We start from the raw sequence: 24076 nt of genomic DNA, 5'->3' as shown, positions 1-24076 counted from the left end.
ACCAGGCCGCATATGACCGATACCAGCGCGGTCGCGCGCCACTACACGCACGGCAGCCTGCTGGAACAGTTGCAGCGCGCGCTTGCAGCGAGCGGCATATCCCCCGCGGCGGTCAGCATAGAGGACCTTGCACCCGTCGACGAGTTTCACATCGGCGGCCGCGCGGCTTCGCTGGATTTCCTCGAGCGGCTGGCATTGTCCGCGGAGCAGCACGTGCTCGATATCGGTTGCGGTATCGGCGGCACCGCGCGCCTGCTGGCCGCGCACTGTGGCTGCCGTGTCAGCGGGATCGATATCACGCCCGAGTTCGTCGAGACCGGACGCGTGCTGTGCGACTGGGTCGGTCTCGGCACCCGCGTCGAGCTCCACCATGGCAGCGCGCTCGAACTGCCGTTCGACGCCGGCGTCTTCGATGCCGCCATCATGCTGCATGTCGGCATGAACATCGCGGACAAGCGGCGCCTGTGTCGCGAGGCACACCGCGTGCTCCGCCCCGGCGGGGCATTCGGCATCTACGACGTGATGCAGACCGGCAGTGCACCGATCGACTTTCCAGTGCCCTGGTCCGGCAGCCCGGAGACCAGCGCCCTGGCGCCGCCACGGGCCTACCTCGATGCACTCGCGCAGGCCGGCTTTAGCGTACTGGATATTCGTGACCGGCGCGGGTTTGCGCTGGAATTCTTCACCGCGGCTCAGCGCCGCCTGCAGGCCGCCGGCGGCGCGCCCGTCCTGGGCGTGCATATCACCATGGGCAGGGACGCGGCACTCAAGATCGCCAACATGGTCCAGAACATCGCGGCCGGCCGCATCGCGCCGGTGGAGATCATCGCGCGGCGCGACTAGCGGGAACGCTCCGTCGGGAACAGTTTCGCGGACGCGGTCCGCTCCCACAACACCAGCCGGCCGCGACTACCTGCCCGACTTCTCGACCCAGGCTGCGCCGCCCCCGCGCGGGTCGCTGGCCGCCTGGACCCGGTTGATGCGCTTGTCCAGGTAGATCGCCTGCATATTGCCCCACCCGGCCTGCTCTTCCAGTGCGTGACCCTTAGCCTTCAGGGTCTGCAGCATCTTCGCGTCGAAGGCGCCGCGTTCGTACTGCACGACATCGGGAAAGTACTGGTGGTGGAAGCGCGGCAGGCTCACCCAGGACGCCGGCATGTTGCCGTCCGCGAAATCCAGAATGCCGAGCAGCACCATGGTGATGATACGGCTGCCGCCAGGCGTCCCGAGTATACCGATTGCCTGCTCGTTCTCGACGAAGGTCGGCGACATGCTGGAGAGCGGACGCTTGCCGGGCTCGATCGCATTGGCCTCGGCGCCGATCAGACCGTACAGATTGGGTACGCCCGGCTTGATGGAAAAATCGTCCATCTCGTTGTTCAGCAGCACGCCGGTGCCCGGCGGAATCGCGCAGGCGCCGAACGGATAGTTGATGCTGAGCGTGCCTGCCACGCGGTTACCGTCATTGTCCAGCACCGAGAAATGCGTGGTGTCGTCGCCGCCCTGTGCCGCCACCGGGCCGGGCAGTGACGCGCTCGGCGTGGCCGCGTTCATGTTGATGCCGGCCGCCAGCTTGACTGCATGATCCTTGCTGGTGAGCTGCTCGACCGGCACCTCCACGAAGCCCGGATCACCGAGGAATTCCGCGCGATCCCGGTAGGCGCGCCGCATCGCCTCGACGATGACGTGCACGCGGTCCGCAGCGGCCATGCCGGCAAGATCGTAGCCGGAAAGAATATTCAGCATCTCGAGCAGCGCCACACCACCCGATGACGGCGGCGCCACCGCGGTCACGGTGATGCCGCGATACTCGCCCTGCAGCGGTTCGCGCTCCACCACCTTGTAGGTGGCGAGGTCGTCCAGCGACCAGATGCCGCCGGCGGCATTGACGCCATCCACCAGCTGCTCGGCGATCCGGCCGGCGTAGAAGCCGTTGTTGCCGCGTTCCGCGATGGCATGCAGGGTATTGGCCAGATCCAGCTGCACGATGCGCTGCCCGACCTCGGGCACGGCACCATCGACCAGAAACATGCGCGCCGCCTCGGCATTGCCGCGCAAGGCCTCGAGCCGGAATTGCGCCATCCTGCGGTATTGCTCGTCGACGACGAATCCCTCGCGCGCCAGCCGGATCGCGGGCTCCAGCGACTGCTTGAGCGAGAGCCGCCCGTACAGGCGGGCCATGTGCACCAGCGCAGCGGGCGCGCCCGGGATGCCGGCCGCCAGCGGACCGTTGACCGAGGCATCGGGTATGACGTCGCCCTTGCGATCGAGGAACATATCGCGTCGCGCCGCCAGCGGCGCCTTCTCTCGGCCATCGATCATGACCTGGCGCTTGTCCCGCGCCCGGTACAGCAGCCAGAAGCCGCCGCCGCCGAGTCCGGAACTGTACGGCTCGACCACGGCCAGCGCGGCACTCACCGCAACCGCGGCGTCGAAGGCATTGCCACCTGCCGCAAGAATCTCGACACCGGCCTGGGTGGCCAGCGGGTGCGCGCTGACGACGGCGGCACCATGTTGTTTGCCGGGGCTGTTGGGATCGAGGCAGGCGACGCAGATCAGTGACAGCAGCAGCGCCCCGAACAGGGGTCGCACCGCGGCAAAGACCGGACCGAATCTCACCCGGCCTCCTTCTTGGCCATCAACGACTCGTATTTCAGGGTCAGCTCCGCACGGCTTTCCTCGTGCGCCGGGTTCACCACGATGCATTCCACCGGGCAGACCTCGACACACTGCGAGGTGTCGAAGTGGCCGACACACTCGGTACACAGCAACGGGTCGATCTCATAGATCTCGTCGCCCTGATAAATGGCATCGTTGGGGCATTCCGGTTCGCACACGTCGCAGTTGATGCACTCGTCTGTAATCATCAAGGCCATAGGGGGAACCTGCAGGATACACCGGAAATCAGCCGAAAGCGCTGAAATTCTAATAGATACGCGCGCTCAATGCAGCCACCACGTTGCGGTGCACAAAGGGTGTGACATCACCGCCGAGACTGGAGATCTCGCGCACCAGGCTGGACGAGATATAGGCATACTGCTCGGCCGGGGTCAGGAACAGGGTCTCGACCTCAGGCGCCAGGCGCCGGTTCATACTGGCGAGCTGGAATTCGTATTCGAAATCGGACACCGCGCGCAGCCCGCGCAGGATGACCCGGGCCTTGCGCTGGCGCACGAAGTCGGCGAGCAGGATGTCGAAGCTGCACACCTCGACATTGGCGATATGCCCGAGCACCTCGCGGGCGAGCGTAACGCGTGTTTCGACCGGGAATGCCGTGCCCTTGCCCGGATTGACCGCAACCGCGACGATCACCCGCTCGAACAGACGCGCCGCGCGCTCCACCAGGTCGGTATGCCCGTTCGTAATGGGATCGAAGGTGCCGGGATAGACGACGGTTTCCATGCCAGGATTATGGCTGATGTGCGAGCCCCCACACAAATGGCAAATCCCGTGACCGCGGCGCGTTCGCGCCACCAGTGCAGGCCGCGCACAGGCATGCGCCACGGGCTGCGCAGCGCTGCCTGGCAACGCCAATCGCGCCCGGGGCATGCATCCCGGGCGTCCCTTGCTGAATCCGCGCACGGCGGGGAACCCGGCGCCGCGGCGCAGTCCGTGCTGCCGCGACCTGCTATTCGGACAAAAAAAGGCCCCGCTGCTGCCAGCGGGGCCTCGGTTTGACGCCGAACGGCAGCGTGGCTTACATCATGCCGCCCATGCCGCCCATGCCGCCCATGCCGCCCATGTCCGGGGCACCGTGGGCATGCTCTTCCTTCGGCGCTTCGGCGACCATGGCCTCGGTGGTGATGATCAGACCGGCGACGGAGGCCGCGTTCTGCAGCGCGGAGCGCGTGACCTTGGTGGGGTCGAGAATACCCATCTCGATCATGTCACCGTATTCACCGGTACCGGCATTGAAGCCGAAGTTGCCCTTGTTGCTGGCCACGGCATTCAGGACCACCGAGGATTCCTCACCGGCGTTCTTGCAGATCTGGCGCAGCGGTTCTTCCATCGCGCGCATGGCCAGCTGGATGCCGACATCCTGGTCGTGGTTGGCACCCTTGAGTTCGCCTACCACGGCCTTGGCCCGGATCAGGGCGACACCGCCGCCCGGCACCACGCCTTCCTCGACGGCGGCACGGGTCGAATGCAGTGCATCTTCCACGCGCGCCTTCTTCTCCTTCATCTCGACTTCGGTCGCGGCGCCGACCTTGATCACCGCCACGCCGCCGGCCAGCTTGGCCATGCGCTCCTGCAGCTTTTCCTTGTCGTAGTCGGAGGTGGATTCTTCCATCTGGGCGCGGATCTGCGTCACGCGGGCCTCGATGTCCTGCTTGCGGCCGGCACCGTCGATCACGGTGGTGTTTTCCTTGGTTACCACGATGCGCTTGGCGGTACCCATGTCGTCCAGCGTGGCCTTCTCCAGCGCCAGCCCGACCTCCTCGGAGATCACCTGGCCGCCGGTCAGCACGGCCAGATCCTGCAGCATGGCCTTGCGACGGTCACCGAAGCCCGGCGCCTTCACGGCGCAGACCTTGACGATGCCGCGGATGGTATTGACCACCAGCGTCGCCAGCGCCTCGCCTTCCACGTCCTCGGCGACGATCAGCAGCGGCTTGCCGGCCTTGGCCACGCCTTCCAGCACCGGCAGCAACTCGCGGATGTTGGAGATCTTCTTGTCGTGGATCAGGATGTAGGGGTCTTCCAGCTCGGCGGACATGTTCTGCTGGTTGTTGACGAAGTACGGGGACAGGTAGCCACGGTCGAACTGCATACCCTCGACCACGTCCAGCTCGTTCTCCAGCGAGGTGCCTTCCTCGACCGTGATCACGCCTTCCTTGCCGACCTTCTCCATGGCCTCGGCGATGATGTTGCCGACCGACTCGTCGGAGTTCGCCGAAATCGTACCGACCTGGGCGATGGACTTGCTGTCCGAACACGGGGCGGACAGGGTCTGCAGCTTGTCGACCACGGCGGTGACCGCCTTGTCGATGCCGCGCTTCAGGTCCATCGGATTCATACCGGCAGCGACGGCCTTCATGCCCTCGCGCACCATGGCCTGGGCCAGCACGGTCGCGGTCGTGGTACCGTCACCGGCGACGTCTGAGGTCTGGGAGGCGACCTCCTTGACCATTTGGGCGCCCATGTTCTCGAACTTGTCCTCAAGCTCGATCTCCTTGGCTACGGACACGCCGTCCTTGGTTACCGTCGGCGCGCCAAAGGCCTTGTCGAGCACCACGTTACGACCCTTCGGACCCAGGGTAACCTTGACCGCGTTGGCCAGAATGTTCACACCCGCCACGATGCGTGCGCGAGCGTCATCACCGAATTTCACATCTTTTGCCGTCATGACAAATCCTCTATTTAATCAATCAGTTGACTTTATGCAGCGTGGTCTGGGGCCTCAGGCCTCGACCACCCCCATGATGTCTTCCTCGCGCATGACCAGCATGCCCTCACCGAGTTCCTTGACCTCGGTACCCGAGTACTTACCGAACAGGACGGTGTCGCCGACCTTGACGTCAAGAGGGACAATCTCCCCACTCTCAAGTCGCTTTCCCTTTCCTGCAGCGACAATTTCACCACGCATCGGCTTTTCTGCCGCTGATCCCGGGATGACAATACCACCTGCCGAGGTTGTCTCTTCCTCCATGCGCTTCACGAGGACGCGGTCGTACAACGGACGAATGTTCATCAACTCTTCTCCTTTTGAAGGATTACCTGAATTCAATGGTCCGGTAGGGCGAGCGGATACTTGTTAGCACTCGCCTCCAGTGAGTGCTAATAATAGGGGCGAAGCGGGTGAAGTCAAGGTCTCGCAGCACCGCGCGGGGCAGCGCCGATCACCCTGCCGGCACGCGGCGGTTGTGCTGCGGCCGCGGAAACCGATCGCGGCAGATTCCCCGGATGCGCCCTAGCGGCCGCGATCCTCGTTTTCCTCCCGACGGAATTCGCCCTCGATGGTCGTCGGCTGGTGGCTGCCGTCGCGTGCCGGGTTCGGGCCCGCCGGCGTGACCACGGTGATGCGGCGCAGCAGCCACAGCGCGAGCCCACGGCGTACGGCGGGTACGAGGCAGGCAAAGCCGAGGGCATCGGTAAAGAAGCCGGGTGTCAGCAACAGCAGGGCGCCCACCAGCAGCAACACCCCCTCGAGCAGCTCGATGGCCGGTGTCTCACCCCGACCCAGGGCCGCCTGCAGGCGCTGCAGGGTCGCCAGGCCCTGCGCCCGGGCGAGCGCGGCCCCGATCACGGCCGTGAGGACCACCAGTGCCACGGTGGGCAGCGCGCCGATGACGCCGCCGACCTTGATCAGCAGCCAGATCTCGACCAGCGGGACGGCCAGGAACAGCAGGAAGACGAACGGCAGCGGCAGCATGGGCCCAACATACCGGATTCGGCTGCATGACGATACACGCCGGCTTGCCTGCCCACGGCAGGCTCCGGTATGTTCAGCTTGCGGCCATGGGCCGAGACCGTGTCAGCGTCGCCTGCCGTTCCCGCCTGCCGGCGCCACGAACCGCGGGCACGGCCGCCGGCAGGTATATAGAAAAGAGCAAAACTGACGACTCTGACCCCATGGAAGCGCGAGATCAGGCCTGCATCGCACTGTGTACCGTGCCCGATACCGACCATGCCGACCGCATCGCCGGCATCCTGGTGGAGGAGCGGCTGGCGGCCTGTGTCAACATCATCCCCGGTCTGGTCTCGGTGTACCGCTGGCAGGACGGCCTGCAGCGCGATGCCGAGGCGCTGCTGCTGATCAAGACAGTGCCGGACGCGTTTCCCCGGCTCCAGGAGCGGATCCGGGCGCTGCACCCCTACGAACTTCCCGAAATCATCTCGGTCCCAATCCAGACCGGACAGGCGGAGTACCTGCAATGGCTTCAAGACAACGTGGCAATACCGTAACGCTGCATCGCTGGCTGATCGTCCTGCTGCTGCTCGCCGCCCCCCTGGCGACCCGCGCCGTGGACAATCCCGGCATCAGCGACGACGATCTGCTCGATCCGGACCAGGCCTTCGCCATCAGCACAGCGCTCGAAGGCGACAGCGCGCGGGTGACCTGGAAGATAGCGCCCGGTTATTACCTATACCGCGACCGCATCCGGTTCAGCACCGACACCCCCGGGATCGAACTCGGCGATCCGGAACTGCCGGCAGGCACCATCAAGGAAGACGAGTTCTTCGGCAAGCTCGCGATCTTCCGCGACTCGGTCAGCGCCAGCATACCGATCAGGCGCAAGGCCGACGCGCCGGCGCGATTCCAACTCCAGGCCGTCTCCCAGGGCTGCGCCGACATCGGCGTGTGCTATCCGCCGCACACCCAGACCGCCACCCTGACCCTGGCCGGCGTCTCCCCGCCGGCCGCGACAGCGGCCCCGGGCGCGCTGGATTCCCTGGGCAGCAGCCTGGGCCTGCTGCCGGGGGAAGAGGATTTTCTCGATCCCGACCAGGCCTTCCAGATCGACGTCTACGCGGAAAATCCCGAACGCGTGCGCCTGCACTGGGTCATTGCGGACGGCTACTACCTGTATCGCGACAAGCTCAGCATCGCCCTGGCCGCAGGCGACGGCGTGACACTGGGCAGCGTCGACATCCCGGCCGGGGAAACCAAACACGACGAATTTTTCGGCGACGTGCAGGTTTTCCACCACGAGATCGTCGCCACAGCGACGCTCGTGCGCGACCGGCCGGAGGCCACCGACATCACCCTGGCCATCGGCTATCAGGGCTGTGCCGAGGCCGGGGTGTGCTATCCGCCGATCAAGAAGGAACTGCCCGTTGCGCTAGCCGCGGTCGACGCGGACGCAGTGGCCGCTGCCGTGACGACGGATGATAGTGAAGGTTCGGAACCGGCAACAAAAGCGCCTGCAACCACGTCCCCGCAGATCAGCGAACAGGACCGGATCGCCAGCGCGCTCAAGAGCGGTGACACCTGGTTCACTATCGCCGCGTTCTTCGCTGCCGGCCTGCTGCTGGCATTCACGCCCTGCGTTTTCCCCATGATCCCCATCCTTTCCGGCATCATCGTCGGCCAGGGCAAGACCATCACGACGCGCAAGGCACTGGGGCTGTCACTGGTGTACGTACTGTCGATGGCGCTGACCTATACCATCGTCGGCGTGATCGTCGGCCTCTCCGGCGAGAACATCCAGGCGGTGTTCCAGAACGTCTGGATCATCAGTGCCTTCGCGCTCATCTTCGTCGCACTCTCGCTGTCGATGTTCGGCTTCTACGAACTGCAGATGCCCAACTCCATCCAGAGCAGGCTCACGGAGATCAGCAACAGCCAGGAGAGCGGCAACCTCATCGGTGTCGCCATCATGGGTTTCCTGTCGGCACTCATTGTAGGGCCCTGCGTCACGGCACCGCTAATCGGTGCGCTCATCTATATAGCCGACACGGGCGATGCCGTGCTCGGCGGCATGGCGCTGTTCTCGCTGAGCATGGGTATGGGCGCACCGCTGCTGCTCATCGGCGCCTCGGCAGGCAAGCTGCTGCCACGCGCCGGCGCCTGGATGGATACGGTCAAAGCCGTATTCGGTGTGCTGTTGCTGGGTCTCGCCATCTGGCTGCTGGAGCGCGTTGCCCCGGCGACACTGACCATGGCGCTCTGGGGCGCACTGCTGGTGGTGTCCTCGATCTACACCGGCGCGATAGACAGGCTGCCCGATGGCGCCAGCGGCTGGCGCAAGCTGTGGAAAGGTTTCGGCCTGCTGCTACTGGCCTGGGGCCTGGCCATCATCATCGGACTGGCCGCCGGCAACCGCAACGTGTTCCAGCCGCTCGCGGGTATCGGCGGCTTTGGCGCCGCAGGTGTAAGCACGCAACAAGAGCAGAAAGGCCTGGCGTTCCAGCACATCAAGGGCATCGACGGCCTCAACGCCGCGCTGGCCGCAGCGCAGGGCAAGACCGTGATGCTCGACTTCTATGCCGACTGGTGTGTGTCCTGCAAGGAGATGGAGCATTTTACCTTCAGTAACCCGGAGGTTCAGGCCGCACTGGCTGACACGGTATTGCTGCAGGCCGACGTCACTCCCAATGACGACCTGGACAAGGCGCTGTACAAGCACTTCGGCATCTTCGGACCGCCAGCGATCATGTTCTTCGACGACTCGGGCAAGGAAATCGGCAACTCGCGACTGGTGGGCTTCAAGGATGCGGATGCTTTTCTCAAGCACCTGGAGGTGACATTCGGCAAATAAGTCACGCGCCAGGACGCAAGGAAAAGCAACGCCACAGAGAACACAGAGGAAATAAATGGTGCCACAGGGCCACGCACCAGACATGTAGGTCGGAACGCAACGCGGTTCCGTCATTCCCGGCCTGGTCCTAAACGGCTCTTACGCCGGCGCAGTGGATTCATCCCGCCGGTGGAACCCGCTACGCGGCTGCACCCTATGGCACTGGTTATTTCCGGGCGCCTTCACGTCCTGGCGCAATACCGGTTTTATTTCGGCTTGAGGTTGAACTTGCGCAGCAGGTCGTACATGGTCGGCCGGCTGATGCCGAGCAGGTCAGCCGCCTGCGAGACCTTGCCGCCGACGTGATTGAGCGCACGCACGATCGCCTGGCGATCACAGCGGTCGCGGATCTCGCGCAGGTTGAATGTCGCCAGCTCGTCCGGCGAGCCGCCGCCGAGTTCCAGATCCTGCGCCGTGATCTGCTTGTTCTCAGCCATGATCACAGCGCGCTTGACCCGGTTCTCCAGCTCCCGGACATTACCGGGCCAGCCGTAGTTCTCGATCGCGGCCATGGCGTCGGGGCTGAACCGGTAGCCCTTCTTGCCCTGCTGCCTGCTGATGCGCTCGAGAAACACCCGTGCCAGCAGCAGCGCATCCCCCTCGCGGTCCTTCAGCGAGGGTATGGAGATAGTGACCTCGCTGATCCGGTAGTACAGGTCTTCGCGAAACTGGTTGGCGCGAATCAGCTCGTGCAGGTCCTTGTGCGTTGCGCAGATGACGCGCACGTCGACCGGTATCTCCTTGCGGCCGCCGACCCGTTCGATCACGCGCTCCTGCAGGAAGCGTAGCAGCTTGGCCTGCAGCGGCGGCGGCATGTCGCCGATCTCGTCGAGGAACAGGGTACCGCCGGATGCCGTCTCGATCTTGCCCGGCGTCTGCTTGGCGGCGCCGGTGAAGGCGCCTTTCTCGTAACCGAACAACTCGCTTTCCAGCAGATTTTCGGGGATTGCAGCGCAGTTGATCGCGACAAAGCGGTTCTCGTGCCGCGCGCTCAGGCCGTGCAGGGAACGCGCCAGGAGTTCCTTGCCGGTGCCGGATTCGCCGAGGATCAACACCGTGGTATCGGTCGGTGCGACCTTCTCGACGGTGCGGCAGGCCTGCAGCATGCTGTCGCTGCCCGTGATCACGCCTTCCAGCGGCGATTCGGCGTGCCGGGTACTCAGGCGGCGGTTCTCCTCCTCGAGCTCGAAGACCCGGTAGGCACGGTTGACGATCAACTCCAGCATGTCAGCATCGATGGGCTTATAGAAGAAGTCGTACGCACCCATCGCCACCGAACGGGTGGCGTGTTCACGATCATTGTTGCCCGTCACCACGATGATCTTGGAATGCGGCGCCTTGAGCAGGATGTCGCCGAGCAGGGCAAATCCCTCGGCGGTGCCCTCCGCATCCGGCGGCAGACCGAGGTCGAGCGTGATGACCGGGGGCTGGTGCTGCTGCAACGCCGTGAGCGCGCTGTCGCGGTCTCCGGCGATGACCACGTCAAAATTCTCGAAACACCAGCGCAGCTGCGTCTGCAGCCCCGGATCGTCCTCGATTACCAGCAGTTTTCGGGCAGGTGCGTCCATCGTGGATATATCGTCTTGTAATCACACCACTTTACGATATTTCAGCCAGCTTCGCTAATGGGCAGCCGAATCCTGAACGTGGAGCCCTCGCCGACACGGCTGAGCACCTCGAGATCCCCCCCCATCTTGTGGATGTAGTCGCGCGCCTCGTAGACGCCTATCCCCATCCCGGCCTTTCCCTTCGTACTCTCGAAGGGACGGAACAGACGTTCCTTGATGAAGCTTTCGTCCATCCCGGTTCCCGTATCCTGCACCTCTATGATGGCGCGATCGGCGCGTTTGAACAACCGCACGATGACCTGTCCGTCTTCCGGGGTCGCATCCTGGGCATTTCTGATGAGGTGTCCGATGATAGCCGCGCAACGATCCTGGTTGGCAATGATATGGATGCCGGTGGCCTGGCAATCGAGGCTGGGGACAGGGCGGTTTGCGGACATGGTCTTCACGACCTCGCCCAGCAGGGCGCAGACCTCGACCAGAGCGGATTCCTGGGCCTGGATCGCGTCGCTGCGTAAATGTTCCAGCAGGCGGTTCATCTTCTGCACCGAGTTGTTCACCGTGGTGATGGCGTCCTCCATGAACAGGGGATTGCCCTTGTGCTTGGCGGCATTGGTAACCACCAGCGAGAGCTGGGCGATCAGGTTCTTCAGATCATGCATGACGTAGGAGGTCAGCCGGTTGCAGGCCTCGAATTGCTTGGCCTCGGCCAGGGCCTGGGACGCCTCGAGCTGGGCGAGGTGCACGGCGACCTGGCGGCCGGCCGTCTTGACCAGATCGGAGTCCTCCCAGTTGAAGTGATGCTGGGCGGGCGAGCGCGCCAGCACGATGAAGCCGAGCATCCTGTCATGCACGATCAGCGGCACGACCAGCCAGGCGCCCGGCATCGACTGCAGCCATCCGGGCAGGGCCAGCCCGGCATACAGTTCCGGATCGCGTTCGAATTCGTCGATGTCGATGAGCCACTCACGCGCCAGCATGAACTTGATCAGAGGATGATCGGCATCGACCGTATCGCCGGAGGAAACCTTCATCTGCCAGTTCGCCACCGGTTCGAAACGGTTCATCTGGCGCATCCAGAGCACGCCGCCCGGGCTTTCGATGATCTCGGCGATCGAGTGGATGGCGCGCTCCCGCAACCGGTCGTCCGGCTGGCCCGATGACAGGGTCCGGATGAAGCGCAACCATTCATCGCGGTAATCGTACTTGTAATGGAAGAAGTGCTTGTTGATCAGCACCCGCATGCTGGCCCGCACCCGCCCCGAGAAGACCAGCACCAGCAGAATGAGCCCGGCGCCCGACAGGAACAGTATCTGTAATACCGTCCCCCACTCCCCGCCGTGGTTGCGGATATAGTAGCCGCCACCGCCCATCGCCAGCAGGTAGATACCCGTGGCCAGCAGCGCCGTGGTGTGAAAGACCATGCGGCGCGAAACGAAGATATCGAGCGACAGCCGCGGATCGCGCGCGATGGCGACCGCGAGCACCGGCACGGCCATGCCGTTGACGAAGCCGCGCACCTCCCAGACCGCGAGATCCAGGCCCTGGAACATCAGCGCGGTGGAATACAGGTAGAAATCGAAGATGAAAATGAGACCCAGGCCGATGCAGAGATACTTTACAGCGCGGCGCGATTCCACATGGGCATTGCGCATGATCTGCTCGACCAGCACGAGACCGCCGACAGCCATGAGCAGCAGGCAGGCGTAGAGTATGTCGAAGCCCAGCAGACTGGTTGGGACCGGCCAGGCGAACAGGCGGTACAGCACGATACCGAGCACCAGCAAGGTGTAGCCTGCAGCCAGCGCGGTCATGTTACGGAAGCGCCGGTGCGCGAGCCTGGTATCGGTGACGGATGACATCAGGATATGCCCGAGGAACAACAGCAGCGAGAAACTGCGCACGGGCTCGACCAGGTAGGAAACGAATGCCGCCTGCTGCTGTATGGCCAGGGCGGTGAATCCCAGCCAGACCGTGGTGGCGACCGCGGCAAACTTGAAGGCGTTCTTGTGCGACCTGCCCTGTTGCCCGGTAAGTAGCACCAGGGTCAGCACCAGAAACAGCACCGCCCCGCTGCCATAGCTGATCACGCCGAGATTATTCACGCATTGACACCTGCTGCACCTGTCGAAAGGGACTGGAGTTGCCTGGCACCTATCTCACACTCCCGCGCGAGCCGCGGCCACGGGGGAATATGCGATAGGCTCTAGTGACAATCATACTTGGTGCGAACCGGGACAAGCCAGATGCCGGGTCGTGCGCGGCGGGCGGGTATGCCGGTCCTGCGGCAATGCCGCAGGACCGGCGGGGGTCAGGTCTTGTTGCGGATCTCCGCGTACACCCGGCGTGCCTCCTCTACGCCGTCATAGCGCTCGTCTTGCCCAACGGCCTTGGAGAGGATCTCACGCGCCGCGCGCAGGTCACCCTGGCGGTAGTAGGTCATACCCAGGTGGTAACGGAAAATGGCCACGTCGGGGGCCTGTTCGACCACGCTGGCCAGCACCTCGGCCGCCTTGTCGTAATTACCCACGCGGTAATAGATCCAGCCCAGCGTATCCAGCAGCGTCGGCTGCTTGCTCTCCGCCAGTCGCTGCGCCAGTTCCAGCGCACGCCGGTTGCTCGCCTCGTCCGTCCTGCGTTCGGACAACAGCACCGCCAGGTTGTTTATCGTGATCAGGTTATCCGGGGCCTGCTGGAGTATCTCCTCGTAGAGTGCAATCGCATCCTCGAATTTCCCTTGGCGTTCATAGATCGTGGCCAGACCGAGCTGGAAGCGGATGTCCTTCGGCGCCGCACTGATGCCCTCCTTGTAGACATTTGCAGCCGCGTCGAGATCCCCGCTCTCGGAGTAGACGGAGACGAGGTTCAGCAGCAGGCCAACGTCAGCGGGCACTTCCCGCAATCCCTCGCGCAGGACCGAGATCGCGCCGGCCCGATCACCCCGGCCCAGACGGGCGGCCGCGATCTGACGATACACCATGGCGCTGGCGCGGTTCTGCTCAAGCTGCAGGCCGAATTCCTTTTCCGCGGCGGTAAAATCCCGTTGTGCGAGATAGGCGTTTCCCAGCAGGTAGTGCACCACAGGATGGTCGGGTTTCGCGGCCAGGATGGCCTGGAGTCGCTGGACCGCCTCCTCGACCTTGCCGGTCTCGATCTCGGTACTGACCAGCTCCGTCAGCGCCAGCACGGAATCGGGCTCGCGCGCCAGGGCGTCCTCGTAGGCTGCCAGGGCCTCCGGGTATTTCTTCTGCTGCTTGTACAGGCGCGCTTTACCGATGGCGCCCAGACCGCTCTCCGGCGAGGCCTGCTCCAGCTTGGTGAGGGTCTCTTCCACCTCCCCGATACGCCCGAGCCGCGCCAGCAGCTCGGCCTTGCCTTTCAGGGCCATGGTATTGTCGGGCTGCACCTTCAACGCGGTGTTGATATGCTCCAGCGCCCGTTCCAGGTCGCCGCTGTCGGCCACGAACTTGGCCAGTCGCAGCCAGGCATCGACGTTCTGGGGGTGAACTTCGACGGCACGGGACAGGTTTTCCAGCGCCAGCCCGTCCTCGCCATTGGCCTTGTGGGCCGTGGCCAGCAAGGTCAGCGCGTCCACGGAATCGGGCTGATCCTTCAGTACGGAACGGAAGGTGACGATCGCGTCGGCGTACTGCTCGTCCTGCAGCTGCATGCGGCCTTTCAGCATGAGCGCCCCGCTGTCCTGCGGATTCTCGGTGAGTACCTGTTCGAGCAGGGTCCTGGCCTCGTCGTTCCTGCCCGCCTGCACCCGTAATACCGCCAGTGCCAAGCGCGCCTTGAGCCCCTGCGGCTCGGTCCCGTACTTGTCGATCAGTGCCCGGTAGACCGCTTCCGTCTCTTCGGTGCGGCCGGCAGCCGCATACAACCCAGCCAGGGCGAACTGCAGTTGCGCCATGTCGGGTTTCGACTTGACCAGTGACTCGAGCTCCGTGATGGCCCGGTCCTGGCCCTGGGTGTTCTTGAGGAAGTCGACCAGCAGCAGGTAGTTCTGCGGATCCTCCGGCTTGTCCGCGATCGCCTTGCGCAGGATGGCCTCCGCTTTGTCGTTCTGGTTGTTCTTGGTATAGAAGGACGCGAGGTTCACTATGTACTGTAATTCGCCGGGATGTTCTTTTGCGAGGGCCAGCATCAACGCCTCCGCCTTGTCATTCTCTTCCCGCTTGATATAGACCTTGATCAGATTCATGCGCAGCACGACGCTGGACGGGTTGCTCCCGACCGCGGTTTCCAGGATGCCGGTGGCCTCGTCTTCCTTGCCCTGCCTGTCGTAGATACCGGATAGCAGCCCGGCCGCACCCTCGTCGCCCGGGGCCCGGGCCAGAATCTGCTGCAATAACGCCACAGCCTCCTCAACCTGGTCGTGCCGGTAGAGGATGGAGGCGCGCAGCGTCAAGGCGTCCGTGTTGCCCGCGTCCTGCGCGATGACCTCGTCAGCCTGCGCCCCGGCCTCATCCAGTTCGCCAGCCAGCAGGTAAAAGCGGCCGAGACGAATGCGCGCATCGAGCAATTCGGGGCCGAGATTGACGGCCTTGCTGTAGTACTCATAAGCCTTGCGCCACTCCTGCTCCTGTTCGGCCATGCGTCCCAGGTAGTAGTAGGGCGCTGCGGTCTTCGGATCGATCTGCAGGACATTCTTGAATTCCACGCCGGCCTTGTCGTAGTTCTGCTGCTCGAAATAGACCTTGCCGCGCTCGAGGTACTTCGCCTTGCGTTCTTCGGCGCCGCCACAGCCGGCGAGGACTGCCGCGACCAACAGCATCGCAACCAGTCCGTTGCGCTTGTTCAGGAATAACATGCGTGCCTCCATGGGAATGCGTTTCGGGATGCCGATCATTCTGCGCGCCCGGCGCCGGCCGGGGGCTGTCACATCAGCGGACAGTTTTCAACTCGTTGATTATTTTTGATTATATTCAAGTCTACCGTCAGACGGATAGTCAAACCAGCCGGCAAATTTGTAGGATTCCGTATCCTACCAATCTTGCCGACACTTGAAAGCAGTATTTCCCGCAGCCGCCGCCCAGTGCGGGTCTGCGTACGGGCACGGCGGCGGCGCTGCGCTTCAGTGCCCGGCGACGTGATCCAGAAACCACTGATACGTGGAGGCGACGCCTGCGGCCAGCGGAATGCGCGCGTGCCAGCCAAGCGCGTTGAGACGGCTGACGTCCACGAGCTTGCGCGGCGTCCCGTCAGGCTTGTCGGTGTCGTAATGGATCTCGCCCGGATACCCGACCACCCGCCGCAGCAGGTCCGCCAGTTCGGCGATGGACAGGTCGGAACCGACGCCGATATTGACGATCTCCTCGCCGTCATAATGCTGCATGAGGAACAGACAGGCATCCGCGCAATCGTCGACATGCAGGAACTCGCGCCTGGGCCTGCCGCTGCCCCAGACCGTCACCGCAGGCATGTTGCCGACCCTGGCCTCGTGGAATTTCCGGATCAGCGCCGGCATGACGTGGGACGTCTCGAGGTTGAAGTTGTCCTCCGGGCCGTACAGATTGGTCGGCATGGCCGAGATAAAACTGCATCCATACTGACGCTGGTAGGCCTGGCACAGCTTGATGCCGGCGATCTTGGCGACGGCATACCACTCGTTGGTCGTCTCGAGCGGCCCGGTCAGCAGGTACTCCTCCTTCAGGGGCTGCGGCGCCATACGCGGGTAGATGCAGGTGCTGCCCAGACAGAGCAGCTTGCGCACACCGTTGACCCGGGACGCCTCGATGACATTCGCCTCGATCATGAGATTCTGGTAGATGAAATCCGCGGGGTAAGTGTCATTGGCCAGGATGCCGCCGACCTTTGCCGCGGCAAGAACCACGTAGTCCGGCCTTTCGGCGGCAAAGAATTCGCGCACCGCCGCCTGTTCGCGCAGGTCCAGTTCCCTGCTGGTTCGCACTACCAGGTTATCGTAGCCGTGGCTGCGCAGACAGCGCACGATGGCGGATCCCACCAGCCCGCGATGCCCGGCGACATAGATCTTTGCGTTCTTCTCCATAGCTCACCCGGTAGCCGACAGCTCAATATCCGCGCGCAGCAGGCCGGAGGTCAGTGTCCTGGAGACGCGCGGACCGCGCGCGCGTCCATGCACATCCCGCCGCACCCTGCGCGCAGGTACGGATGTCATTCATGATAATCGAAGGTCTGGAAACCTTCCCGCTTGCACAACTCATCCCGCTCGGCGATCTTCAGATCCTCGCGCACCATCTCGGCAACCATCTCGTCCAGGGTGATCTCCGGCACCCAGCCCAAGCGCTCGCGCGCCTTGGTGGAATCGCCCAGCAGCGTCTCGACCTCGGTCGGGCGGAAGTAGCGCGGGTCGACCTCGACCAGCACCCGGCCGCTGTGCACATCGATTCCCTGCTCCTCCACACCACGCCCTTCCCAGCGCAGCTCGATGCCGACCTCCCGGCACGCCGCGTTGACGAAGTCACGCACCGAATATTGCACCCCGGTCGATATGCAGTAATCGTCCGGCTCGTCCTGTTGCAGCATCAGCCACTGCATCCTGACGTAATCCTTGGCATGCCCCCAGTCGCGCAACGAATCCAGATTACCCAGGAAGAGCTTGTCCTGCAGGCCGAGCTTGATGCGTGCGATCGCGCGTGTGATCTTGCGCGTGACGAAGGTCTCGCCGCGTACCGGCGACTCGTGGTTGAAGAGGATGCCGTTGCAGGCATAGATGCCGTAGGCCTCGCGGTAGTTCACGCAGATCCAGTAGGAATACAGCTTGGCCACGGCATACGGACTGCGCGGATAGAAGGGAGTGGTTTCCTTCTGCGGAATCTCCTGCACCTTGCCGAACAGCTCGCTGGTGGATGCCTGGTAGAAGCGCGTCTTGCGCTCGAGCCCGAGTATCCTGATCGCCTCGAGCAGACGCAGGGTTCCGAGTGCATCCGCATTGGCCGTGTATTCCGGCGTCTCGAACGAAACCGCGACGTGACTCTGTGCCGCCAGATTGTAGATCTCGTCCGGCTGCACCTCCTGGATGATCCGGATCAGGTTGGTCGAATCGGTCAGGTCCCCGTAGTGCAGGACGAACCGGACATTCTTCTCGTGCAGATCACGGTAGAGATGATCGATGCGATCGGTATTGAACGACGACGCCCGGCGCTTGATGCCGTGTACCAAATACCCTTTTTCCAGGAGGAATTCCGCCAGATAGGAGCCGTCTTGTCCGGTGATGCCGGTGATCAGCGCTACTTTTGACTTGTTCATAAGATGCCCGTTGACAGCCATTAGATGTGTAGAGACAGCAAACCCATGCCACGCAGGCTGATCACGACCAACGCCAGCAGGGCGGAGATGGTGAAGACATTCCAGCGGTAGCGGATCCTGTTCAGTACCAGTTCACAGCCATAGAACAGGATAATGGACTTCAGTGTGATGGCGGTGATGGCACTGTCGACGATACCCCGACCGGACAGGATCGCGAGCGAGGCGATCGCGATGATGACCAGGAAATCCGTCGGCGTGAGCCTGAAGCTCCCCCGTTCCACGAAGCGTATCGAGAATGCGATCGCCGCCACCATGAGACCGAAGAAGATATAGGTGACGGGATCCGCGCCCGACAGGTATGGCGGCTGGTACGTATTGACCAGGTAGACGACGAAGGCGATCGCCATATAGCAGATTGCGCGCAACGGCAAAAACCTCGCCATGCTGGCGACACTCAGCCGCACCAGCATCAAGCCGGTCATGACCATGGCCAGCAGGGTGAAATCGGGCGGAATCTCTGTCGCGATCAGCGCACCGGATACCAGGAACAGCGACAGGCCGAGCACGAGTGTCCAGTAGGATACCCTGGCAGGCAGCGAACCCAGCCAGCCGGACTGCAGCGGTTCAGTGGCCGCCAGCCCCCCCGCCATCCTGTGGACACGCCAGCCACCGCGCTCCGCCAGCACCAGCAACACAAAAATCATTGCCACAATGCCCAGATACAAGCCGAGCACCACGCTATCGGCCTCGTACGGCAGCAGCACGGCACAGACAACCAGCAGCGTCTGGATGGAATAAATGATGACCACGGACTCGTAGTGGTAAAAGCCGAGATCCAGCAGGCGGTGGTGTATGTGGTTCCTGGTCGCCCGGAACCAGTTCATCTTCTGGTAGATACGCTGGGCGAACACGGCGATGATGTCGGCGATCGGCAGGCCGAGTATCAGTGCCGGCAAGGCCGGGCTCAGTGCCGGGTTGACCTGCTGGGTCAGCAGCACGGCCAGAAATCCCAGTGTGAAACCCAGGTACTGGCTCCCGCTGTCGCCCATGAAGATGATCGCCGGATAGGTGTTGTAGCGCATGAAGCCGAGCACGCCACCGACCAGCGCCAGGGCAATCAGCGCAACGGAGGCGCCATCCGCAAGGTAGGACAGCCAGGCGATGCAGCAGAGGCTGAGCAGCGCCTCGCCACCGGCAAGACCATCCAGACCGTCAGAGTGGTTGATCGCATTGATCATGCCGACCATCGCGAAGACGGTGAACAGCCTGCCCGCGGTTTCACCGAGCAGTTCATTCTGCAGGAAGGGCAGCCGGGTGACGTAGGCATCGCCCCAATACACCACGATGATCACCGCCAGAAACTGCCCGATGAACTTGACGTAATGTCCGAGCTCCAGGCTGTCATCCATCACCCCGAACATGAACAGGATGATGGAACCGGTGATGTAGGCAGCCAGCGTCTGGTCGATCGGGAGCAACAGCACGACGGGCAGGATCGATCCCAGGAAGATGCCGAAACCGCCGACCCTGGGTACCGGCTGCACGTGCACCTTGCGCGGGTCCGGCTCGTCGATCAGCCCCAGCCTGGGCGCCAGGCGCACCATGACCGGTATCACGACCATGCTGATGACCAGCGCCGCGATCATGGGCAGAATCAGGGTGATCGGATTGACCAGCACGGCGGATTCGGCCAGCGCCGTGATATCGCCGTAGAAATCGACCACCGGGTGGCTTGCAGTTTCAAACAGCATCGTGATTCGGCTTCAGCTTGGCTGTCCTACCCATGACACGCAGCGATCCTGCCTGCTTCCCCTGTTACAGATTGTCCGAGCCAACGGTTGTCGCTGCCTGTCGCCATGGGCCGTCAATCCGGAATATATTCCGCCAGTTGCGGAACCACCGCAGCGGCAAACGTGACCAGCCGCTGGTCCGCCCGGGCCAGGTCCTCGCCGGGTGCGACCAGTGCCGTCAACCGCACCAGCGCACCATCGGTCCGGTTGCGGGTAAGCGCGTCCCAGAACAGAAACCATTTCACCATCCACTCGTTGGTGATATCGCGCCCGCGCTGCTGGAACCAGTAATAGACGAGCTGGGTGTAATCGCCTTTCTTGATGACCAGGCGGTTCACCCGGAGCGGACGGCCGTTCACGCGTACGCTGTCGACAGTGCGCTGCGAGAGATCCTTGATCAGCCACCCGCCCCCGGGTATGCAGGCGCGCGGCGAATGCGCGGCGGAACCCGCGGCCTGATCGGCATAGTAGGCGATCCACAGGTTGATGTTCTCGTTGCGATCATTGCGGTAATCCGACATCAGCTGGTCTTCGGTCTTCAGGGACGCCAGGATATTTTCCTCGACCTGCGAGGTGGTGCCGGACCACTCTGCGATACGCAAGGGGAATTCGGCGAAGATCCGACGCTCGGGGATGATATTCACACGCCCCTGCACATAGAAACTGGCTGCCGCAATCACTGCAACCAGCACCGGCACGAACCAGGAAGACCGCGTAATGCCGCGCACCTGTTTCCCGACTGCCGCCGGCAACGGCTCGGGAAAGTCTATGGCAAAGGTCTCCGCGAGGCTCTGCCGCTGCGAACCGACCTTGGCCAGCAAGGCCATTTCAAGGATCAGGATCGCGATGCATGCCATGAAGACGATCCAGCCCTCGAAGTCATGCAGAAAGCCTTCCGCCTGCTCCGGCCCGCCATATTCGACCAGGACGCCGATGACCCCGATGCGGAAACTGTTCATCAGCACGGTTATCGGGATGCTGGACAGGAAGATAACCGCCTTCTTCCAGAACGCCCCCCTGTAGATGTACGCCGTGATGAAGGACAGCGAGACCAGGGGAAACAGGTAGCGCAGGCCGCTGCAGGCCTCGACCACCTGCAGCTTGTAGGACCCGAGATCGATGACGTTACCCTCGAGGTAGACGCTGATACCGAACAGCCGTATCACGGCAACACCGATCTCGGACGAGAGCAACTGCAGCTTGGTCGACAGCGTGTTGTAGATGAACGGCGGCAGCGGCACCATGAAAAACAGCAACGCCAGCGGCACCATGACGATCTTGAACGCTTCCCAGCCGAGCAGCGCCAGTGCCGCGCCGAGCACCGTCACCACCAGGCCGTATTGCGACAGGGTATGCGTGGTGGCGACCGCACCCAGGAAAAACAGCACCCCGCCAAGCGCGACCAGCACCAGCCCTGCCCACGACGCGGAAAACCGCATGGCAGCAAGCTGGTTCTTGCGCTGCCAGATGAGAAACAGCGTGATCACCGGAATCAGATAGCCGTAGCCGTATTCTTCCTTGGTATTCCAGCGGTAGACCATGTCCGCGATGGTGTCGTAGAAGGCATAGCCACCCAAAGCGACGACGACACCGAGCAACAGCCAGAAGGTTGCCGGGGATTTCCATAACGTTTGCTGTTGTGCGTGTTGTTCCATCGCCACTTACCTCGCATCAGCCGGCGAACAGGGCCGCGTAAGCCGCCAGCAGCTTGGGCTCCTCGTGTCGCCATTCCAGCACGTCTTCCACGCGCTGCTTGCCATACCTGCCCATCCGCTCGCGGTCTTCCGGCCGGTCCAGCAGATACAGGATCTTGTCGGCCAGATCGACGACATCGTTCCTGCGGGCATACAGCGATGCCTCCTGCGCCGAAAAGCGCCCTTCGGTCAGGTCGAACTGCACGATGGGCTTGCCGAGGGCCATGTATTCCATGATCTTGTTCATCGTGGATTTGTCGTTCATCTCGTTGGCGACATCCGGGTTGACGCAGACATCCGCGGTATTCAGCATGGCCAGCATCTCCGCGTCGGGGACACGCCCCGTGAACGTCACGTAATCGTCGACTCCCAGTTCTGCAGCCAGCGCCTTCATTTCCTCCAGTGACGTGCCACCCCCCACCAGGCCCAGGTGCACATCCGTGCGCTTGCGGTCTTGGACGATGACCCGCAAGGCCTGCAGCAGGTAGTCGATACCTTCCTGCCGGCCCATCACGCCGACGTAGCCGACCAGGTATTTCCTGCCCCGCTTCAGTTCCGGCGATGGCGGCAGTATGCGCAGGCGTTCCAGTTTCGGCCCGCTACGCACCACGAAAACCCGCTCCGGGTCCATGCGGCCGCGCTCGATCGCGATCTTCCTATAGGACTCGTTGGTCGCGATGGAAACATCCGCAAGGCGGAATGTCCAGCGTTCCCAGGCCAGCATCACCCGGTAGAAGAAGTCGCGGCGACCGAACTTCGCCTCGTACAGCTCGGGATTGATGTCATGGTGGTCGAACAGGAACTTCTTGCCGAGCAGCTTGAAGAAACCGCCGATGAGAAAGATGTTGTCGGGCGGATTACAGGCGTGAATGGCATCGAAACCATGCCGCAAGAGCACTTTCCACGCCAGCACGAACTCCCAGAACAACGCCGTCGAGTACTCCAGCAGATAGCCCAGGGCGCCCTCGGCTTCCAGCGGCAGGCCGTGCCGATAGATGTGGATGCCGTCGATTTCCTCATATTTCTTCTCATAACCCTTGCCGACCGGGCAGATGATGGCGACACCGTAGCCATGCTGCCGCAGGGTGGTCGCCTCCTGCCACACGCGCCGGTCGAACGGGGATGGCAGATTTTCGACGATAATCAGGACACGTCGCTGCCTGTTGCTGCCTGCTGCCATGGCGATACCCGCGACTACCAGCAGATTCCGTCGTAACCTTCCTCGGACGAGGAGCGCCGGCCGGTTATCCTGACCAGATCGACAATGCTCTTGCCGGCAGGCACCTGCTCCGCCACGGCGCGAAATTCATCCGCGCCGTTGCCGATCACGATGGTGTCGGCATGCGCCAGCACCTCATCGATACTGTCGACCATCAGCTTCGAGATGTGCGGTATGTGATTCAGGATGTAATCCCGGTTGGCGCCAACCAGGCTCGCGATCCTGACATTCCGGTCGTACAGCCGGATGTCATAGCCCTTGCCGATCAGCCGCTCGATCACCTCGACCAGCGGACTCTCGCGCAGGTCGTCGGTCCCCGCCTTGAAACTGAATCCCAGGATGCCGACCTTCCGGCTGTTCCTGGCGGTGATCATGGCCAGGCCCTTCTCGATCTGCTTCTGGTTGCTGGGAAGTATGGCATTGAGGATCGGCACATCGAGATCGCTCGCCCGCGCCTTGTAGGTCAGGGCGCGCACGTCCTTGGGCAGACAGGAACCGCCGAATGCGAAACCCGGCTTCATATAATAAGGTGACAGGTTGAGCTTGGTGTCCTTGCAGAAGATCTCCATGACCTCATGCCCGTCGATCCCCACCGCCTTGCAGATATTGCCGATCTCGTTGGCAAAGCCGACCTTGAGGGCGTGCCAGACGTTGTCGGTGTACTTCACCATCTCGGCCGTCTCCACCGACGTGCGCACCAGCGGCGCATCAAGTCCGGCGTAGATGCTCGCCAGCCGGTCACCGGCTGCCGTGTCGGTTTCCCCGATCACGGTCTTGGGTGGGTTGTAGTAATCGAAGACCGCCGTGCTCTCGCGCAGGAACTCCGGGTTGTTACAGACTCCGAAGTCCGTGCCGGCGCGTTTGCCCGAGGCCTCTTCCAGCGCGGGTATGACGACCGAGCGCATGCTGCCGGGCAGCATGGTGCTGCGCGCCACGACGACATGGAACTCCGGCTTCGCGCGCAGCGCGGCACCGATCTCCGCGCAGACCTTGCGCACGTACTTGAGGTCGAGGCTGCCATTGGCCTGACTCGGCGTACCGACGCAGATCAGTGATATGTCCGATTCCAGTACCGCCCGGTGCACGTCCTGCGTGGCGCTGAGCAGGCCGTCGGCCACGGCGCGCTCGATGATTTCACCGATGTCGCGTTCGATCACCGGGGTCTTGCCGGCGTTGATCAGGTCTACCTTGGGCTGGTAGGGATCGACACCGATGACCGTATGTCCGTCCCGCGCCAGGCAACCGGCCGAGACCGCGCCCACGTAGCCCAGCCCGAAGATACTGATTCTCATAATATTTCCTTGATTATTTCCACTATTTGAAAGACCTGCGC

General features: G+C 63.0%; 18 protein-coding genes. 3 read left to right on the top strand and 15 right to left on the bottom strand.

The annotated features are described in order from the left end of the window. Positions 1 to 12: 12 nt before the first annotated feature. On the top strand, positions 13 to 843 hold the full coding sequence (locus R3F42_05500; GenBank protein ID MEZ5541482.1) for a class I SAM-dependent methyltransferase: 831 nt from the start codon (positions 13 to 15) through the stop codon (positions 841 to 843). A gap of 66 nt (positions 844 to 909) precedes the next feature. Here the strand turns inward: R3F42_05500 and ggt are convergent, their stop codons facing one another. The 6 genes from ggt to R3F42_05470 all read right to left on the bottom strand — a co-directional run bounded on the left by ggt (position 910) and on the right by R3F42_05470 (position 6373). Further along, positions 910 to 2556 carry a gamma-glutamyltransferase gene (gene ggt / locus R3F42_05495; GenBank protein MEZ5541481.1) on the bottom strand — a complete coding sequence of 549 codons (1647 nt, stop codon included), beginning with the start codon at positions 2554 to 2556 and terminating at the stop codon, positions 910 to 912. Between the two features lie 59 nt (positions 2557 to 2615). Next, entirely contained in the window at positions 2616 to 2876 is a 261-nt protein-coding gene (locus R3F42_05490; protein MEZ5541480.1) for a YfhL family 4Fe-4S dicluster ferredoxin, read from the bottom strand. A gap of 49 nt (positions 2877 to 2925) precedes the next feature. After that, entirely contained in the window at positions 2926 to 3402 is a 477-nt protein-coding gene (gene coaD, locus R3F42_05485; protein MEZ5541479.1) for a pantetheine-phosphate adenylyltransferase, read from the bottom strand. Positions 3403 to 3697: 295 nt separating this feature from the next. Continuing rightward, positions 3698 to 5347, bottom strand: a complete 1650-nt coding sequence (gene groL, locus R3F42_05480) for a chaperonin GroEL (GenBank protein ID MEZ5541478.1) — start codon at positions 5345 to 5347, stop codon at positions 3698 to 3700. A gap of 54 nt (positions 5348 to 5401) precedes the next feature. Further along, positions 5402 to 5692: a co-chaperone GroES gene (locus R3F42_05475; GenBank protein MEZ5541477.1), complete on the bottom strand. Its 291-nt coding sequence runs from the start codon at positions 5690 to 5692 to the stop codon at positions 5402 to 5404. A gap of 219 nt (positions 5693 to 5911) precedes the next feature. Next, positions 5912 to 6373: an FxsA family protein gene (locus R3F42_05470; protein ID MEZ5541476.1), complete on the bottom strand. Its 462-nt coding sequence runs from the start codon at positions 6371 to 6373 to the stop codon at positions 5912 to 5914. 200 nt (positions 6374 to 6573) lie between these two features. Here R3F42_05470 and cutA point away from each other — a divergent pair, with 200 nt between their 5' ends. Beyond that, complete coding sequence (gene cutA, locus R3F42_05465; protein MEZ5541475.1) at positions 6574 to 6906, top strand: divalent-cation tolerance protein CutA; 333 nt, start codon at positions 6574 to 6576, stop codon at positions 6904 to 6906. Continuing rightward, entirely contained in the window at positions 6876 to 9203 is a 2328-nt protein-coding gene (locus R3F42_05460) for a protein-disulfide reductase DsbD (protein ID MEZ5541474.1), read from the top strand. The genes cutA and R3F42_05460 overlap by 31 nt, the downstream gene beginning before the upstream one ends. Positions 9204 to 9448: 245 nt before the next feature. On the opposite strand, the gene prsR is transcribed toward R3F42_05460, so the two are convergent. The 9 genes from prsR to R3F42_05415 all read right to left on the bottom strand — a co-directional run bounded on the left by prsR (position 9449) and on the right by R3F42_05415 (position 24035). Beyond that, positions 9449 to 10810, bottom strand: coding sequence for a PEP-CTERM-box response regulator transcription factor (gene prsR / locus R3F42_05455; protein MEZ5541473.1), 1362 nt, complete (start codon positions 10808 to 10810; stop codon positions 9449 to 9451). A gap of 41 nt (positions 10811 to 10851) precedes the next feature. Continuing rightward, positions 10852 to 12912, bottom strand: a complete 2061-nt coding sequence (prsK, locus tag R3F42_05450) for a PEP-CTERM system histidine kinase PrsK (GenBank protein MEZ5541472.1) — start codon at positions 12910 to 12912, stop codon at positions 10852 to 10854. A gap of 206 nt (positions 12913 to 13118) precedes the next feature. Further along, positions 13119 to 15659, bottom strand: a complete 2541-nt coding sequence (locus tag R3F42_05445; protein MEZ5541471.1) for a tetratricopeptide repeat protein — start codon at positions 15657 to 15659, stop codon at positions 13119 to 13121. 225 nt (positions 15660 to 15884) lie between these two features. Next, complete coding sequence (locus R3F42_05440; GenBank protein ID MEZ5541470.1) at positions 15885 to 16820, bottom strand: GDP-L-fucose synthase; 936 nt, start codon at positions 16818 to 16820, stop codon at positions 15885 to 15887. Between the two features lie 125 nt (positions 16821 to 16945). Then, positions 16946 to 18040, bottom strand: a complete 1095-nt coding sequence (gene gmd, locus R3F42_05435; protein ID MEZ5541469.1) for a GDP-mannose 4,6-dehydratase — start codon at positions 18038 to 18040, stop codon at positions 16946 to 16948. Between the two features lie 20 nt (positions 18041 to 18060). Continuing rightward, the gene (locus R3F42_05430; protein MEZ5541468.1) at positions 18061 to 19791 is read right to left on the bottom strand and encodes an MraY family glycosyltransferase; all 1731 of its coding nucleotides are present in this window, start codon (positions 19789 to 19791) and stop codon (positions 18061 to 18063) included. A 113-nt stretch (positions 19792 to 19904) separates the two neighbouring features. Further along, entirely contained in the window at positions 19905 to 21485 is a 1581-nt protein-coding gene (gene xrtD / locus R3F42_05425; GenBank protein MEZ5541467.1) for a VPLPA-CTERM-specific exosortase XrtD, read from the bottom strand. A 16-nt stretch (positions 21486 to 21501) separates the two neighbouring features. Next, a complete protein-coding gene (locus R3F42_05420) occupies positions 21502 to 22704 on the bottom strand; it encodes a glycosyltransferase family 4 protein (GenBank protein ID MEZ5541466.1) in 1203 nt (400 codons plus the stop codon). Between the two features lie 14 nt (positions 22705 to 22718). Then, entirely contained in the window at positions 22719 to 24035 is a 1317-nt protein-coding gene (locus tag R3F42_05415; protein ID MEZ5541465.1) for a UDP-glucose/GDP-mannose dehydrogenase family protein, read from the bottom strand. Positions 24036 to 24076: the final 41 nt, after the last annotated feature.

The organism is Pseudomonadota bacterium, assembly GCA_041395565.1.
Classification (GTDB): Bacteria; Pseudomonadota; Gammaproteobacteria; order UBA9214; family UBA9214; genus UBA9214.
The sequence above is the reverse complement of the archived record's forward strand: the minus strand, read 5'-3'. Positions and strand labels throughout refer to the sequence as shown.